Below are 15,741 nucleotides of genomic sequence, written 5' to 3' on the forward strand. Positions count from 1 at the left end.
TTTGGCTTCAAACTGCATCTGATCATCAACGATCAAGGAGAACGCTTGGCGTTCAAACTCACTCACGCCCATACCGAACACCGCCAACCTGTGCCTGAGATGACCCAAGACTTAATTGCACAACTCTTGGGAGATCGCGGCTACATTAGCCAAAAATTGTTTGAAGAACTCTACGCAAGCTTCGCTACCCGCAGGGTTCGCGGTTTCCAACTAGTCACCCAATCCAAAAAGACTATGAAGCAGCGCTTGGTCAAATTGATGGATAAGATCTTGCTTCGCCAGCGGGCGCTGATGGAATCGGTCAACGCTCCACTGAAGAACGTTGGTCAGATCGAGCATTCCCGGCATCGCAGTTGCTGAAATTTTCTAGTCAACTTAGCAGCAGGACTGATCGCTTCCACTTATCAGCCCAAGTTGCCATCCTTAGATCTCAAACCCAAAGGGTTGCCTCCTCTGCCGCCTGCCATCTTTTAGGCCATCGAACTCACGTTGATTTATCTGAATTTTCGTCAGCGCAGCTAGCAGAAATCAAAGCAGACTTTGAAGCAGAACTGGAAGCACTTCAAACCCAAGAAGAAATCGGGGATGATCTTACCACTTTGTATGTGCTAGGTCGCAAATCTGAAAGTGAGATAGTGTAGACCCGTTGATTGCCGCACAATGATGCCCACCCGCGACCGTCAGAGTCAAAACGTTCATAGCATCAAGACACTAAAGCGGCTAATTCTGAGGCGGATTTTTTTTGGCCATTGAGAGCATCGGCAGGGAAGGGCGAGAAGACGAGGGCGGAAGCGCATAAATTGCCCTCCGTTCTTGCACGTCGGGTGAGCGTTTTTGAGATTGCCATAGTCTGAGCGCGATCGCCACTCCGACTGCGCTCAGACCAAAAATCACCAGTGAGGTGCTGCCATCGATGCCTCCGATCGCGACATCTACGGCACCTGCAATCAGCACAAATCCGGTGATTGGTTCCTTCCGATAGACGGTTCTGAACATTCGTGACCAGACAATACTCATAAAATTTGGCTCTATTGCAGTTACTTTTTATTTTAAAGCTACTTACTTGTCAACGGTATGGCTTCTCAACTTCTGTAGCTTTTTAACTTAGGAGCGTGGATTAAATAACTTAAGTTGCGACGATTATAAGCAAAATTACAGACATCAGTACACTGACTCAGGCAGATCGTTCAACTATAACAAAGGACAGACTTTCATCTGCCCTGTTAACTAAATCTTATACTCAGAACTGAAGCTACATCAAACCCAACCAAGACAGCACGCCTTGACCCGTTACATATTCAACAATCAACGCTGCGACAAAGCCAATCATAGCTGCTCGACCGTTGAGGCGCTCTGCATAATCATTAAAGCCGAACTTAGGTTCGCTTAATTTAGGAGCCGTTGTCGGTTGACTAGAAGTCATTGCTTGTTAACCTCGCGCCTTTAATAAATCAACAACTGAATCTTTTTGAAGAGTAGAGAACGCTAGAACCCCGATCGGCTACTTCACATTTCTTTACCTTCGCATCCTATTGTAGACAGATTTAAGACATTTTGCACAGAGATTCCGCCTCACGGATAACAACTACAAACGCTCAGCAGGTTTAAGCTAGAGCAGAGGTGAGCATAACGAGGTGAAGATGGAAATCGGAGTTCCCAAAGAAACAAAAGATCAGGAATTTCGGGTGGGGTTAAGTCCTAGCAGTGTACGGGTTTTGTCAGAGAGCAGTCACGCGGTATTTGTAGAAACCCAGGCTGGCGCGGGATCAGGCTTTACGGATGCTGATTATATCCAAGCGGGTGCTGATATTGTCAGTAGTCCTTCACAAGTCTGGAACCGGGAGTTAGTGCTTAAGGTCAAAGAGCCGCTAGTTAGTGAATATCAATATTTACAGAAGGGACAGATTCTCTTCACCTATTTTCACTTGGCGGCAAATCGTCTGCTGACTGAGCATCTGATCGATTCTGGTGTGAGCGCGATCGCCTACGAAACCGTAGAACTTCTCGATCGTCGCCTGCCTTTACTTACGCCGATGAGCATCATCGCCGGACGGTTATCGGTGCAGTTTGGGTCACGATTTCTAGAACGGCCGCAGGGAGGACGTGGCGTTCTTTTGGGCGGAGTGCCCGGAGTCAAACCTGGGAAAGTCGTGATTCTCGGCGGCGGTGTGGTCGGAACTGAAGCGGCGCGAATGGCGATCGGCATGGGTGCCCAAGTGACGATGTTGGATGTCAACGTCGATCGTCTGTCTTATCTAGAAACCTTATTCGGCTCTAGAGTTGAGCTGCTCTACAGCAGTTTTAGCCAAGTCGAGGCAGCGGTTCCTGACGCTGACCTTTTGATTGGAGCGGTGCTAGTGCCCGGAAGGAAAGCACCTACGATCGTCTCTCGTCAACTAGTCGGTCAAATGCGACCCGGCTCAGTGATTGTCGATGTGGCAGTCGATCAGGGCGGCTGCATCGAAACGGTTAGACCGACTTCTCACACTCAACCGACTTACGTTGAAGCGGGGGTTGTGCATTACGGCGTGCCCAATATGCCCGGAGCGGTTCCTTGGACGGCAACTCAGGCACTTAACAACAGCACCCTTCCCTATGTGTTGAAATTAGCAAATCATGGTTTAGAAGCGTTGGATAAAGATGCTGCGTTAGCAAACGGCTTAAATGTGCAGAATCATCAGTTGGTTCACCCAGCCGTACAAGAGGTGTTTGCTGATCTCGTTAGTTAGTAAAGATGGCGACGATCGAAGCTTCTCGATCTGCCTACTGGTCAGGGACGTTACAGGTAACGTCCCTACAGATGGGTGCGACCTCTATCTGATGTCCCAAGGAAACTCTCGGTTCTTTGTTCCATGAGGTTTTTGATAATTTATTGTGGAAGTCAATGAGTAAATTTAATATCTGCTTTGAAGAAACTCAAAAACCTTCTCAAATATAGATTATAGGCATTTTGTATCAAGTAGAGGTCGCACCCTTTTCAACCCTTTCTTGCACTAAATTTAGGCGTATATCGGCTCAACTCTGGCGCTGTTCAAAATCGGCGATGTCTCTCCCCGCTTTGATATGAGCATCTAGAGCATCCATCACTTTAAGTTCGTTAGCGTCAATGAAGGCTTTCCCGTTCAGATCTTCAGGAACCATGCCTAGAAATTTTATCCTGGCATGGACATCAGAGAGATCGATTTGGTAGCGATCGCCAAGGTCAGAGACGGGTCGAAAAAAATCAGTCATACGTCTTGTCCTGTACCCGGTCTTCCGGTCGAGATTAAGCTTGTCTGAGTTGTTGCGTTATTGGTTGCCATCATAGCCCTGAGTTCACAGATCGAGATCGCGCTTCTAACGTCCTTGATGATGTACTTTGTTGTGCTAAAGAGGTGGTCGCCGCGTTGCAGGACACTACTCACGATCGCCCCTGCAAAATCGACAAACACTCTGCCACGACTGCACTAGGACGCTCCAAGCAATCTCGCCCCGTAAACCTCACCGTTGGCAACCCTGCCCGTAGCAACATCCGATCGCGCACATAGTCCCTCGTCGCCTGTCCTCCCTCAAGGTGATGCTGTCCATTCACTTCGAGAATGAGGCACTTCCCCTGATGGAAGATCATGAAGTCGGCTTCCGTTTAAGACTTGATAGGTTTGACAGGTTTTTTGCAGACCAAATCGTTAAGCTGCTCTACAGATAAAAGACTGAATTGGTGTTGCGTCTGGTTAAACAAATTAATTTCAATATCTTGAATGACCTGCACCAGCCTGTCTAACGTGGTTACTCTGTAATAGCCACCAATCTCGGATTGAAGGCGACTAACATCTGCATCCTCTGGGAAAACAACAACTCCATAGACCCCGATCCTGCCACCTGCTCTATCTGATCCAACTCGACTTCTCATATTATCGGTGTAGCCAAGAACCTGCTTATAGGGATTCTCACCCCCTGAGCTTTTTATCGGCTTGCGTCTGCTTGTTTCCTGGCAAATCCAAGGCATATTCCTCACATCTCCCTCAGCCCAGATTTCGCCCACGTAATATTTAGCTTCAATGATAAAAACACAGGATTGACTAACGACGATGAAATCGGTGACTTGACGGATTTCTCTACGCTGACTGACATCGAATTGAGTATGAACTCGCCAACGCTCCGTTTGAAACTTCAGGCTACCCTGCAAGCAGTTTAGAACAGAACGCTCGAAGTCATTGAGCAAACCATCTAATGCCTCTTTCTGACGCAGTTCGTCTTTCTGACGCAGTTCGTCTTTCTGACGCAGTTCTTCAATCCGCTTCTCCAAGACTTGGAGATCTTGCTTGCCACCTTCCTTTTCCTGGTTTAAAACGTCAATAGTCTTCTCCATCTCTTCCCGTTTGCGATCAGCGTCCTGTTCTCGTCGTTCCACTATCTCAAGTTGAGTGCGTAGGAATCCTACCAGTTGTTCTGTTTCTCGCTGCTTGCGTTCACTTTCAGCGATTTCTCCGTGTAGCCTCCCAATCATAATTTTGTATTCGCGACCTTGAGCGTGAACTGCCTGGTTTCGCTGCTGGACGGCTTTTAACTGTTGTTGCAGCGCTTCCACGTTTTTCGTATTCCCGTCTTGCACCTGCGTTCGTGCCTGAGCAATCTGTTCCTGGAGGTTTGAGATCGTTCCCTTATTTTGCTCGTTCTCCTCTCGAAGTGTAGAGAAGGCTTTCTCTAACATTTCACTTTGCCGCTGTTGAGCAAGCTGTTTCTGTTGAGCAAGCTGATCCTCAAGTTGGGTAGTCATCTGTCCCAGTTGTTGAGTGGTCTGCTTTTCCTGTTGTTGGTAGGCTGTCAACTCACTCAGAAACTCTTCTCTCTGCGCGATCAGGGCTGACACTTGGCGTAACCGCTCCCGTAATTGCTGGCGCACCTGTTCCAACTGTTTGAGAAGCTGTTTCCTTTCTTTCTGTGCCTGCCGTTTCTCAGTTCGTTTTCGATAAAGCAGCCACTCAATGAAGCCAAACGCTGCCAGTCCACTAGCCCCAAACAGCGATACCGTCAATGCGTAGTACTTTTGCGCTCCACTCCCTAAAAATAGGCTATTCGGAAGCTTTGAGAACCATTGTTGATATTCCGCCCAGAACGATGGAGGAATGCCCCGCATGTAATAAACTCGTCCGATGATTTGACCTGAATTGGTTTTACCTGTTGCCTCCCAAGTCCGATCACGAGCGTCGGAAAACTCTGACTCTGTAGCGATAGGAGGTGGATTTCTTAAAATGCTGTACGGCGAACCTGCTAACTTTTCCAGGCTCAGTTGTTTCTTCCACTCCCGTTGAGAGTCGGAGGAGTAGAGGATTTTTTGATTGGGGCAATCTGGCTCCGGGGTCTTACAGTCTGTCACCACCATGCCAAATAAGCCATAGTTACTATCCAAGGTGCGTTGTAGCTCCTCCAAGTCACGATTAATGAGAGTCAAGGATAACTTTGTCGGCAACGTATGAGACAGCATATTGAAGTCTGCCGTCTGAACATTAGTAATTGTGCGATACCAATACTCTTTGTGGTTTGCCTGATTTGCAAATGTTGCAGCTCCAAGGCTGGCGAGGCTGATGATCAAGAAACGCCCTAGTAGGGGTAAAACTTGTTTCAAAATATACCTGCATAAGCTAGTTAAGCTAACTCTACCGAATCAATCGAGATCGAGCCATTCTGAATAGCAGAGCGGAAAGTGAATTTAAGACTAAAACCCTGACTGGTTAAAGATTACATCGTCTTACTCTAAGTTTTCGGGGTCGAATTCAAATTCTGAACTTGTGGCGTTTGTAACTGGCATAGATGACTGATGGCAACTGATAAAAATAGAGTCTGGATGTTTCAGGAGCCAGATCGTCTACAGGCTTCCAACCGCTTCAAAATTCGTGTCCGTGCTTTCGGACCACTCCCAACAGCACGAATAGCGGCTGAAGGGAGATGCCCTTTAGGAGCCTGTAAGTCATGAAGACGATCACCCTTTGGCTACCAAACTTGATTCACTCGCCAGCCAACCCGATCGCCAAAGCTGTCCTAACCCTACAGATCATCAATTTAGCTTTGAAAGCTTACTAATCTTCAGCCGTTTGCACTTTCTTACGGGTACTCGTGGTTTTCTTAGCGGCGGCTGTTTTAGCTGTCGTTTTCTTGGTCGTCGATTTAGAAGTTGTCGCCTTTTTAGTCGTACTGGCTTTCTGAGTCGTTTTCTGGGCGGTGGTTTCGGTCTCGCTGTCGGCTACTGCCTTCTTCGATCGTCCTGTCGTCTTGCCAGTCGTTTTACGACCTTTGGTTCCGGCTTTGGTTCCGGCTTTGGCAGCGATCGCGCCGAGCGCCGTTTCCATCGTGATAGATTCGACCGTCTCACCTTCGGGCAGCGAAGCGTTCACCTTGCCATACTTGATGTATGCCCCATAAGGGCCATCGTAGATGTTGACAGGATCTCCCTCTTCAGGGTGGGCACCTAATTCACGCAAGGGCTTGGCAGTGCCTCGTTTGCCTCTTACGGCTTTAGGTTCTGCTAACAGTTGCAGGGCGCGATCGAAGTCCACGGTGAGAACGTTGTCAGCAGCTTTGAGCGATCGATAGTCTTTGTGAACTTTGCCGTCTTCGCCTTTCCCTAAATCGTGGACAATATAAGGACCATAAGGACCTAAACTCGCCTGCACTTTTCTGCCAGTGTCAGGGTGCATTCCTAAAGTCCGAGGGAGCGCCAGCAAGCCAACGGCTTGTTCGATCGTCACGCTTTCAGGAGTCACCCCTTTAGGAAGGGACACGTTTTTGGGCTTCGGATTAGCATCAGACTTATCGCCCAGTTGCACATAGTGCCCATAGGGACCCAGCTTGACGTAAATCGGCTCACCATTCTCAGGATGAACCCCCAATTTCTTAGGACCTTGAAGCAGAATTTCGACTTGTTCTGCATTCAGATCAGCAGGCGGCATATCTTTGGGTAGGTTGATATTGCCGCTTTCTGACTCAATATAAGCCCCAGTCTTGCTAATGCGAATTTTTGCATCCAAATCGCCAAAGTGAATTGTCCGGGCTTCTTTGGGATCAATTTGGCTCTCGCGATCTTTGACCTGTTTTTCTAAGCCTTCTTCACCAGAGTAGAACTCACGAAGATAAGGAAGCCACTGCACTTCGCCCGTAGCGATGTCATCCAGAGTTTGCTCCATTTTTGAGGTGAAGCTAGGGTCAACAATCTCAGGGAAATGCTTCTCTAAAAGATCGGTGACCGCAAATGCAGTGAAGGTTGGGATCAGTGCATTGCCGACTAACTGAGCGTAGCCCTTCGCAAGGATGGTGCTGATGATGCTGGCGTAGGTGCTGGGGCGACCAATGCCTTCACTCTCTAGGGTTTTGACCAGAGAGGCTTCGGTGTAACGGGCAGGCGGTTGGGTTTCATGCCCGATCGCTTCCAAATTCCGGCAGTTGGGGTGATCGCCGACGCGCATGGTAGGAAGAATGACTTCTTGGCTCTCGATCGCTGCACTAGGATCATCAGAACCCTCGACATAAGCGCGGAAGAAACCTGCAAAGTCAATCCGTTTGCCACTAGCCCGAAACCCCGCGTCTTCAACTTGAATTTGGACGGTGATTTGAGTTTGCCGGGCATCTGCCATCTGAGTGGCAACGGTGCGCTTCCAGATCAAATCGTAGAGCTTCAAATCACGTCCGCTCAGATTGGTTTGCTGCGGCGTGCGAAAACTGCTTCCCGCAGGGCGAATCGCTTCGTGGGCTTCTTGAGCACCTTTGCTTTTGGTGGTGTATTGGCGAGGCTGAGGGCTGAGATACTCGGTTCCATACATTTGCTGGACGCATTCGCGAGAAGCGGCGATCGCTTGCCCAGACAGATGCACAGAATCTGTTCTCATGTAGGTGATGTAGCCTTGCTCATAAAGGCTCTGAGCCGTCCGCATTGTGTCACGGGCAGATAGTCCTAATTTACGATTCGATTCTTGTTGCAGGGTAGATGTGGTGAAAGGAGGCGATGGCTTCCGCGTCACCGGGCGCTCTTCTTGATCCGAAACTGTCCAAGTTTTGTCAGCGAGGCGCTCTTGCAAAACTCTAGTTTCTGCTTCGTTGAGCAAGAGAACGTTGCGACCTGCCACAATTTGACCCGTCGATTCGTCGAAGTCGGCACCTGTCGCTAGTTTGCGACCCCCCAGGGTCATGAGTCGGGCTTCAAACTCGTTTGTTTTCTTACTATTTTCGCCAACTGCCAGTAGCGCTTTCAGATCCCAGTAAGATCCTTTACGAAAAGCTCGGCGCTCTCGTTCTCGCTTGACTAGCACTCGAACCGCGACCGATTGAACGCGCCCTGCTGAAAGACCCATTGCGATCTTTTTCCAAAGCAGTGGGGAAAGCGTGTAGCCGACTAAGCGATCAAGAATGCGTCGCGTCTCTTGGGCACGAACTAGCTTTTCGTCTACATCTCGGCAGTTGCGAATCGCGTCTTGAATCGCCTCTTCGGTGATCTCATGGAACACCATGCGTTTGATCGGCACTTTGGGTTGCAGCAGTTGCAATAAGTGCCAGCTAATGCTTTCCCCCTCGCGGTCTTCGTCAGTTGCTAACAGCAGTTCATCGACACCTTTAAGGGCTTCTTTAAGTTCCTTGACAATCTTCTTTTTGTCTTGCGGAACAATGTATAGAGGTTCAAAATTAGAATCGACGTTGACTCCTAACTGTGCCCACTTTTCACCCTTGACGGATGCCGGGATGTCAGCGGCAGATTGAGGCAAATCGCGCACGTGCCCCATCGATGCCTCTACCCGATAAGTCGAGGGCAGATAGTTGCGAATGGTGCGGGCTTTAGTAGGGGATTCAACGATGACAAGAGTTGACATGAGTCTCGTTAACTTTTAGAAGAGAGCAGGGGGAGCGGATGAGTGAGGCAGCGTGTGTATTTAATCAATAACACCAAATCTGAACGATCGCCTGATTTCAATAAAGTAACTTTTCAAATCCTGATGTGCCAACGAGCAGTTTTCTAAAGTCACCTTCAATATATAGTGACAATTTCAAATTGTTTTCAGTCAAGGGCGTTCCCCATAACTTATAACCATACTCATGGGCAAGATCGATTTAACACAAAGTTTTGGGAAGATTTCCTGACTAATTCCGGTCGGATATCTCTACCGCAGCAAAATTACAAACCACCCATTTTTCAACTTTCGTCTTCAGAAAATCATCGGTTCAGGCAAATTAACATAGACTCAACTCAATGGCTATGAAGGGGTGAAACAATCCAATTCCAGCCTGAATCGGTAGAATTTAACGGGAAGGTGACAGTCTAGCGCGATAGAATCCCTAAAAGAATCACACTTTCTAACTTCACCCGGTCGATCGGGTTGCCCAGTTTAAATTTTTTGTTAACCCTGCTCAATCGGACTAATCTCTATGGATTTTGCTACGCTTGTAGCCCAGTTAAACACTGGAGCAATCTTGCCAGAAATCATTGTGATCACAACGCTCTTGATTGTGATGATCGGTGATCTCATTGTTGGACGTGCTGCTTCGTCAAAGTGGACTCCTTATTTTGCGATCGGCGGTTTGCTCACAGCGTTCGGTGCCCTCTACTTTTTGTGGAATACGACGGCTCCGATCGCGTTTCTGGGTGAATATAACAGTGATAATCTCAGCATTGTGTTTCGGGGAATCGTCGCGCTCTCAGCCGCCGTGACGATTTTGATGTCGATCCGCTATGTCGAGCAGTCAGGCACGGCTCTGGCAGAGTTTTTGATTATTCTACTCACCGCAACGGTAGGAGGCATGTTCCTCTCTGGTGCAGATGAGCTAGTCACCGTCTATGTCGCGCTAGAAACGCTGAGTATCTCTTCATATTTGCTGACGGGCTATACCAAGCGTGATCCCCGCTCTAACGAAGCGGCATTGAAATATCTGCTGATTGGGGCTTCGAGTTCTGCCATTTTCTTGTATGGAACTTCGCTGCTCTATGGGTTATCAGGCGGCGAGACGAATTTGAGCAAAATTTCCACTCAGATTGGGGCAGCGGGATTGGCGGACTCGATCGGTCTGGTCATCGCCCTCGTCTTTGTGATTGCGGGGATCGCCTTTAAGATTGCGGCGGTTCCATTCCACCAATGGACACCCGATGTTTATGAAGGCTCTCCCACTCCGGTAGTGGCTTTTCTGTCGGTTGGCTCTAAAGCGGCGGGATTTGCGCTGGCAATTCGGCTTTTGGTGACGGCATTCCCACTCGTCACCGAACAGTGGCACTTTGTCATGACTACACTAGCAATTCTCAGTATGGTGCTGGGAAACGTGGTGGCGCTGGCACAGACGAGTATGAAGCGGCTGTTGGCGTATTCGTCGATCGGGCAAGCAGGCTTCGTGATGATTGGGTTAGTCATCGGCAGTGACGCGGGTTACGCCAGCATGGTGTTTTACCTGATGATCTATCTATTCATGAACCTGGGCGCGTTTACCTGTGTGATTCTTTTCACGCTGAGAACGGGCACCGACCAGATTAGCGAATATGGTGGCTTGTATCAAAAAGACCCGCTTTTGACCCTGGCGTTGAGTATCTGCCTCTTGTCACTAGGCGGAATTCCTCCACTCGCTGGCTTCTTTGGCAAACTATATATCTTTTGGGCAGGTTGGCAGGCGGGAGCTTATCCGCTTGTGCTGTTGGGTCTGTTGACGAGCGTAATTTCCATCTATTACTACATTCGTGTGGTGAAGATGATGGTGGTCAAAGAGCCGCAAGAAATGTCTGAGGCGGTGAAAAACTATCCTGAAATTAGCTGGAATCTACCGGGAATGCGCCCGTTGCAGGTGGGTTTGGTGCTGACATTGGTCGCAACCACGATCGCGGGTATTCTTTCTAATCCTCTGTTTACGCTGGCAAATGACTCGGTAACCCAAACGCCGATGCTGCAACAAGCCATGCAGAAGCCTGCGATTCAGGTGAGTCACAAGGTCGATCGGACTCCTGTGAATCTGTAATCGCTGGTTTCAGAAACTCAAATCGCTCTCAGATGACTGGGGGCGATTCTTTATTTAGAAGAGTGGATTAAATAATATTGGTTACTTGCAAAGATAATGGGCACGGTTGTGCCCTGCCCTGACGCAGATTTCGTTCTAATCCACGGTAGTTCTGGCGGTGCCGACCGTTTTGAGCGATCGTAGCAACAACACCCACGAGACATTGCTAACATCCTCTAACGTTTGTTTCGATTTTTGCTTCGGTTGAGGCTTGAGTTTTGGAGGCTGTTTCGCCAACAATCGTTTCGCCCGTCTGAGGTTTTCGCCTGCCACTTCACAGCTAAGGTCTAATTTCAGCGCTTGCTGATATTCGCCGATCGCGAGGTGGGTTTTGCCTTGACGCTGAAGCACTAACCCTAAACCATTGTGTGCTAAAGCATGACTGCTGATCAGCTTCGGTTTTTTGAGGTTGGGTAAATTTAATGCTTTTCGGTAAGTGCGTGACGCTTCTTCTAAACGCTTCTGATTGAAGAGCGTGTCGCCCAGATAGAGATAGGTCACGGCATAGCGCGAGTCGAGGCTGATTGCTTTGCGGTAGAGCGCGATCGCCTCCTCAGATTTTCCTTGCTTGTGTAGCGATCGACCCAATCCTACATAGGCGATCGTATGGGCGCTAGCCGTCGTTCCTTTGACTTCTGGCAGCGAGAGAGCCTTCTGATAAGCGTTAATTGCCGCCGAAAATTTCTTGAGTTCACGCAACGCATTCCCTAGCCCACTATAAGCATGGGTCAGGGTTGGGTTAATCTGAATTGCTCTGTGATAAGCCGCGATCGCTTCTTCGGGGCGTTTTTGCTCAAGCAGGGCGTTGCCTAAACCACAATAGGCTTCAGCGTTATCTACACTGATTTGAACGGCTCTTCCATAAGTGGCGATCGCTTCTTCGAGTCTTCCTTGGTCATAAAGCGTGCTACCTAGCCCCTGATAAGCTTGGACATTTCTGAAATCGATTTGAATGGCTTTTCGGTAGGCGGCGATCGCGGCTTCTAGTTTCTGGCTGGCTCTCAGTTCGGTGCCTAAATTAACATAGTAAGTGGGGTCATTGAGTTCTAAATCAAGGCTTTTTGTAGACGACGAAGCAACAATTTCGGAGGCATCATCGCAGCCAGTTATCAGCACTGTGCTAGCTAAAGCGAGTGCAACTGGGATTGTGAGTCGTGAAAAAGCTCGAACCATCGTCTTTTAGCTATAGGGAGTAATGATCTGATGATACCTAAATTGAAGAATCGCTCGGCACTTGAAGACACGCTAACCCTTTATTCCAGGATTCTTAATTGTTTCAGGAACTTCGGTAGGTGGTTGCAATAATTACCCAGGTTACGGTTATTAAACCGCTTTAAAGAAGTCTGCATTCTCACACTTTTGGACTAGATCGTAGACTTTATCAGAATCACCCACCGTCAAAACTATTTTGCACTGTGAAAGTAGGATCAGGCAAATGGAATTACTTGAAGTCGATGCCCTGGATACTTTATATGGGTGGCAGCGTGGAACGGGAGATTGGGCAGGAGTGCGGGCGGCGATCGCTCGTCAAGATCCCATACAAATCATTCAGGAAGCTGGATCAACGAGATGGCAGTTTCTTCTGCCGCCTGATCATTGCTTCTATTTTGGCTTTCCTGACTACACGGCAACCACGCGAGAAAAGCCTCCCGAACCCAAGGCGCGGATTTGGATTAGCCCTCTCCAAAGACGGTTTGCGCCCGAATCGGTTTTGCCAAAAGTGCAGTGGCATCCTAGAGTGCTTTGGGTGGGAATCGGTTGTCAACGCGGAACGCCAGAGCCACTAATCGAATACGCCATTCAGAAAACTTTGCGATCGCATCACCTCGCAGAAGCCGCGATCGCCGGAATTGCCACGATCGACCGCAAAGCCAACGAAGCGGGACTCGTGAAATTTTGTAGCGATCGTAATTTTCCTTTACGACTCTTTTCTGCTGAAGCCTTGAGCGCTGTCACCGTCCCAAATCCGTCAGATGCCTTTGAGATTGGGACGTTTAGCGTTGCCGAAGCTGCCGCGATTTTGGCGACTCTGCCTTATAAGACGGCTGATTCTGCAATTCAAAGTTCTCTGCGGGTTGAAAAAAAAATCATCCGAGTCGAAGAACAGCCTGGATCTGTGACGGTGGCGATCGCGCAAGCTGATCGAGAATATACCGACGACCCTACACTAATAGAGGACGTTCTCTCAATCCTCAACCATGACCCATAAACCTTTGGTATTTTCTAAAACGTTGCTCTCCAGAGTCATCTCTCTGCTGCTAGTGGTTTTGGTCTGGTGTGTTAGTGCCCTTCCTGCACAGGCAGCGGCATCTGCGGCAGCCAGTGGCAAATCGCTCGACTACTCAAATGAAGGATTAGCAAACAAAGACTTTTCGGGTGCAGACCTACGCTCAGAAGAATTTCCGGGTGCTGATCTCGATCAAGCCAATTTCATCAACGCCAATTTAGAAGGAGCAGTTTTTAGCACTTCTACCCTAAAAGAAACCAATTTTCAGGGCGCAAACATGAACCAGGTGATGATGGATCAAGTCCGGTTGTCTAAGGTGAACTTAAATGATGCAGTGCTCACCGATGCTATGTTGCTGAGAACTATATTTAAGGATGTGACCGTCACAGGTGCCGATTTTAGTGGTGCAATTTTGAGCGGTCTTCAGGTGAAAGAACTCTGCAAAGCGGCAAGCGGTGTCAACCCAAAAACGGGTGCAGATACGCGAGAATCGTTGGGATGCAAATCATAGCTTAAAAGCCTCATCTCTAAATGCGATAAGCTGACAACGACTGATCACTGGGAGAATTCTGTCTTATGTTTTTTTGGCGATTGGCTGCATTTTTACTGGCTTTAATTCTGTGCAGTCATCCCCTACCCGCTCAGGCGTTAGACTATCCGCCCCCGCTTTCGTTTAGCAACGCTGAGTTGTCTCGAAAAGATTTTTCGGGGCAAAACTTACGATCGGCAGAATTCTCAAACACCAATCTCGAAAGCACAAATTTTGCTAATGCCGAAATGCAGGGCATTGTTTTGAGCGCTTCGGTGCTGACTAAGACAAACCTGCACGGGGCAAACCTGACGAATGCGTTGATGGATCAGATTAAATTCACTGAGGCAAATTTGAGCGATGCGATTTTGACAGAAGTGATTTTGTTGCGATCGACCTTCGATCGGGTAAACATCACGGGCGCAGATTTTAGTGATGCGATTCTAGACGGTGCCCAAGTTAAGGAACTTTGTCAAACCGCCCAAGGCGTGAACTCTAAAACGGGTGTTGATACTAAAGAGTCTTTAGGCTGTGATCAACAATCCCAATCTGCGGATAATATTTTCTCAATGATTCCAAGACTATTTGCTCCGTTTGCCTCACGCGAGGCGTTGCAATGAAGCGAGTTGGTGTAATCGGCGGCGGGCAACTTGCTTGGATGATGGCAGACGCGGTTAAAAAGTTGGATGTTGAACTAATTATTCAAACGCCGTCTCCAACCGATCCAGCGGTCTCGATCGCCACTCAAACCATTTTTGCAGCGATCGACGATGCTGACTCGACAGCTCACCTCGCGGCGCGTTGTGATGTCATTACCTTTGAAAACGAGTTTGTCGATTTAGATGCCCTCTTCAAACTAGAAAAGCAAGGCGTTTGCTTTCGTCCCAGTTTAGATGCGCTTAAACCATTGTTGGATAAATATGACCAGCGTTGCTATTTGCGCGATCGTCAGCTTCCTACCCCAAACTTTTTTGCTTTAGAAACAGGTTCTTTGCTGCAAACGACTGAATTTCCGATCGTGCTTAAAACCCGTCGTCACGGCTATGACGGACAAGGAACCTTTATTCTCAAAACGGCTGAAGAACTTGAAGCCATTCTCAAAACTCTCAACGATCAGCCTTTGTTGGTTGAAGAATTCGTTCCGTTTGACCGAGAACTCGCGGTGATGGCAGCCCGATCGCTCACGGGCGAAATCGTCGTCTATCCCGTCGTCGAAACCCAGCAAGAAGATCAGGTGTGTCGTCGCGTCGTTGCCCCTGCCGATCTGCCGCTCTCCATCGTGAGGGAAGTGGAGACGATCGCGCATACCCTTTTAGATAATCTGCAATTCGTCGGCATTTTTGGCATTGAGCTATTTCTCACCCCTGAAGGAAAGATTTTGGTAAATGAGATTGCGCCTCGAACTCACAACTCAGGACACTATACGATCGATGCCTGCGTGACTTCCCAATTCGAGCAGCAACTTCGGGCAGTGTGTGGTCTATCTCTGGGCAGTCCGGCTCTGACCTGTGAGGGGGCAGTGATGATCAATCTGCTTGGATACGAACAATCTGAGAGCGATTATTTAGACAAGCGGCAACAACTCGCCGAGATTCCAGGAGCGGTGGTGCATTGGTATGGCAAGACCGAATCGCGTCTGGGGCGTAAGCTGGGGCACGTCACGGTTTTGCTAGAAAGCGCCTCTGATTTACGTCAACGAGCGATCGAGATTGGTCACACGATCGAGTCCATTTGGTACAGAACTTAAAGTGGCTGTTTGATACCCATTCATTCCCTCAACCATTAGAATGAGAGAAGTTCACTGCGGCGTTGGTGACTGCCAATAATGTTTTATGATCTTGCTTTTCAATAAGGGAATCTAATTACGTCTGGCAGCAGTAGACCGGGCTTGTACCCGGAAACTTTAAGTCTGACGATCGACTCCCACCTGGTTTCGCACCAGGTCAAAAACTGAGGTAAAACGGCGTTGCGGTGAACTTCTATCGAATGG

Annotated in this window: 13 protein-coding genes, 1 other RNA gene and 1 pseudogene; 8 read left to right on the forward strand and 7 right to left on the reverse strand. The window is 48.6% G+C overall.

Annotated elements, in window-relative coordinates; all coding sequences use genetic code 11:
- Positions 1 to 474: pseudogene (locus C7B65_RS12355) on the forward strand (transposase); the annotation flags it as partial.
- Positions 475 to 720: 246 nt separating this feature from the next.
- Here the strand turns inward: C7B65_RS12355 and C7B65_RS12360 are convergent.
- Together C7B65_RS12360 and C7B65_RS12365 are read right to left on the reverse strand one after the other, a co-directional pair.
- Entirely contained in the window at positions 721 to 1,017 is a 297-nt protein-coding gene (locus C7B65_RS12360; protein WP_073070511.1) for a hypothetical protein, read from the reverse strand.
- Positions 1,018 to 1,252: 235 nt separating this feature from the next.
- A complete protein-coding gene (locus tag C7B65_RS12365; protein WP_073070510.1) occupies positions 1,253 to 1,423 on the reverse strand; it encodes a chlorophyll a/b-binding protein in 171 nt (56 codons plus the stop codon).
- Positions 1,424 to 1,640: 217 nt separating this feature from the next.
- Here C7B65_RS12365 and ald point away from each other — a divergent pair, with 217 nt between their 5' ends.
- The gene (gene ald, locus C7B65_RS12370) at positions 1,641 to 2,729 is read left to right on the forward strand and encodes an alanine dehydrogenase (RefSeq protein ID WP_073070509.1); all 1,089 of its coding nucleotides are present in this window, start codon (positions 1,641 to 1,643) and stop codon (positions 2,727 to 2,729) included.
- Positions 2,730 to 3,015: 286 nt separating this feature from the next.
- Here the strand turns inward: ald and C7B65_RS12375 are convergent, their stop codons facing one another.
- The 4 genes from C7B65_RS12375 to topA form a co-directional block, all read right to left on the reverse strand.
- The gene (locus C7B65_RS12375; protein WP_073070508.1) at positions 3,016 to 3,231 is read right to left on the reverse strand and encodes a hypothetical protein; all 216 of its coding nucleotides are present in this window, start codon (positions 3,229 to 3,231) and stop codon (positions 3,016 to 3,018) included.
- Between the two features lie 169 nt (positions 3,232 to 3,400).
- A complete protein-coding gene (locus C7B65_RS12380) occupies positions 3,401 to 3,607 on the reverse strand; it encodes a DUF559 domain-containing protein (protein WP_083582779.1) in 207 nt (68 codons plus the stop codon).
- Positions 3,608 to 3,622: 15 nt separating this feature from the next.
- Positions 3,623 to 5,605 carry a nuclease-related domain-containing protein gene (locus C7B65_RS12385; protein WP_146135827.1) on the reverse strand — a complete coding sequence of 661 codons (1,983 nt, stop codon included), beginning with the start codon at positions 5,603 to 5,605 and terminating at the stop codon, positions 3,623 to 3,625.
- A 451-nt stretch (positions 5,606 to 6,056) separates the two neighbouring features.
- A complete protein-coding gene (gene topA, locus C7B65_RS12390; RefSeq protein ID WP_073070506.1) occupies positions 6,057 to 8,834 on the reverse strand; it encodes a type I DNA topoisomerase in 2,778 nt (925 codons plus the stop codon).
- A 553-nt stretch (positions 8,835 to 9,387) separates the two neighbouring features.
- Between topA and C7B65_RS12395 the strand changes: the two genes are divergently transcribed.
- Positions 9,388 to 10,956 carry an NAD(P)H-quinone oxidoreductase subunit N gene (locus tag C7B65_RS12395; RefSeq protein ID WP_073070505.1) on the forward strand — a complete coding sequence of 523 codons (1,569 nt, stop codon included), beginning with the start codon at positions 9,388 to 9,390 and terminating at the stop codon, positions 10,954 to 10,956.
- A gap of 135 nt (positions 10,957 to 11,091) precedes the next feature.
- Here the strand turns inward: C7B65_RS12395 and C7B65_RS12400 are convergent, their stop codons facing one another.
- On the reverse strand, positions 11,092 to 12,111 hold the full coding sequence (locus tag C7B65_RS12400) for a tetratricopeptide repeat protein (protein WP_181314386.1): 1,020 nt from the start codon (positions 12,109 to 12,111) through the stop codon (positions 11,092 to 11,094).
- A gap of 319 nt (positions 12,112 to 12,430) precedes the next feature.
- On the opposite strand from C7B65_RS12400, the gene C7B65_RS12405 reads away from it, so the two are divergent.
- From C7B65_RS12405 to ssrS, 5 genes are all read left to right on the forward strand, one after another.
- Positions 12,431 to 13,204: a cobalamin biosynthesis protein gene (locus tag C7B65_RS12405; RefSeq protein ID WP_073070503.1), complete on the forward strand. Its 774-nt coding sequence runs from the start codon at positions 12,431 to 12,433 to the stop codon at positions 13,202 to 13,204.
- Entirely contained in the window at positions 13,194 to 13,733 is a 540-nt protein-coding gene (locus tag C7B65_RS12410; protein ID WP_073070502.1) for a pentapeptide repeat-containing protein, read from the forward strand. Before C7B65_RS12405 ends, C7B65_RS12410 begins: the two co-directional genes overlap by 11 nt.
- A gap of 65 nt (positions 13,734 to 13,798) precedes the next feature.
- The gene (locus tag C7B65_RS12415; protein WP_073070501.1) at positions 13,799 to 14,371 is read left to right on the forward strand and encodes a pentapeptide repeat-containing protein; all 573 of its coding nucleotides are present in this window, start codon (positions 13,799 to 13,801) and stop codon (positions 14,369 to 14,371) included.
- Positions 14,368 to 15,498, forward strand: coding sequence for a 5-(carboxyamino)imidazole ribonucleotide synthase (locus C7B65_RS12420; protein WP_073070500.1), 1,131 nt, complete (start codon positions 14,368 to 14,370; stop codon positions 15,496 to 15,498). The genes C7B65_RS12415 and C7B65_RS12420 overlap by 4 nt, the downstream gene beginning before the upstream one ends.
- A gap of 48 nt (positions 15,499 to 15,546) precedes the next feature.
- Positions 15,547 to 15,730: non-coding RNA, 6S RNA (gene ssrS / locus C7B65_RS12425), on the forward strand.
- Positions 15,731 to 15,741 lie beyond the last annotated feature (11 nt).

The organism is Phormidesmis priestleyi ULC007 (assembly GCF_003003695.1).
GTDB classification, from domain to species: Bacteria; Cyanobacteriota; Cyanobacteriia; order Leptolyngbyales; family Leptolyngbyaceae; genus Phormidesmis_A; species Phormidesmis_A priestleyi_A.

Coding starts and splice junctions, on each gene's coding strand:
- C7B65_RS12360 (WP_073070511.1), bottom strand. CDS start 1,017: ATGAGTATTGTCTGGTCACGAATGTTCAGAACCGTCTATCGGAAGGAA.
- C7B65_RS12365 (WP_073070510.1), bottom strand. CDS start 1,423: ATGACTTCTAGTCAACCGACAACGGCTCCTAAATTAAGCGAACCTAAG.
- ald (WP_073070509.1), top strand. CDS start 1,641: ATGGAAATCGGAGTTCCCAAAGAAACAAAAGATCAGGAATTTCGGGTG.
- C7B65_RS12375 (WP_073070508.1), bottom strand. CDS start 3,231: ATGACTGATTTTTTTCGACCCGTCTCTGACCTTGGCGATCGCTACCAA.
- C7B65_RS12380 (WP_083582779.1), bottom strand. CDS start 3,607: ATGATCTTCCATCAGGGGAAGTGCCTCATTCTCGAAGTGAATGGACAG.
- topA (WP_073070506.1), bottom strand. CDS start 8,834: ATGTCAACTCTTGTCATCGTTGAATCCCCTACTAAAGCCCGCACCATT.
- C7B65_RS12395 (WP_073070505.1), top strand. CDS start 9,388: ATGGATTTTGCTACGCTTGTAGCCCAGTTAAACACTGGAGCAATCTTG.
- C7B65_RS12405 (WP_073070503.1), top strand. CDS start 12,431: ATGGAATTACTTGAAGTCGATGCCCTGGATACTTTATATGGGTGGCAG.
- C7B65_RS12410 (WP_073070502.1), top strand. CDS start 13,194: ATGACCCATAAACCTTTGGTATTTTCTAAAACGTTGCTCTCCAGAGTC.
- C7B65_RS12415 (WP_073070501.1), top strand. CDS start 13,799: ATGTTTTTTTGGCGATTGGCTGCATTTTTACTGGCTTTAATTCTGTGC.
- C7B65_RS12420 (WP_073070500.1), top strand. CDS start 14,368: ATGAAGCGAGTTGGTGTAATCGGCGGCGGGCAACTTGCTTGGATGATG.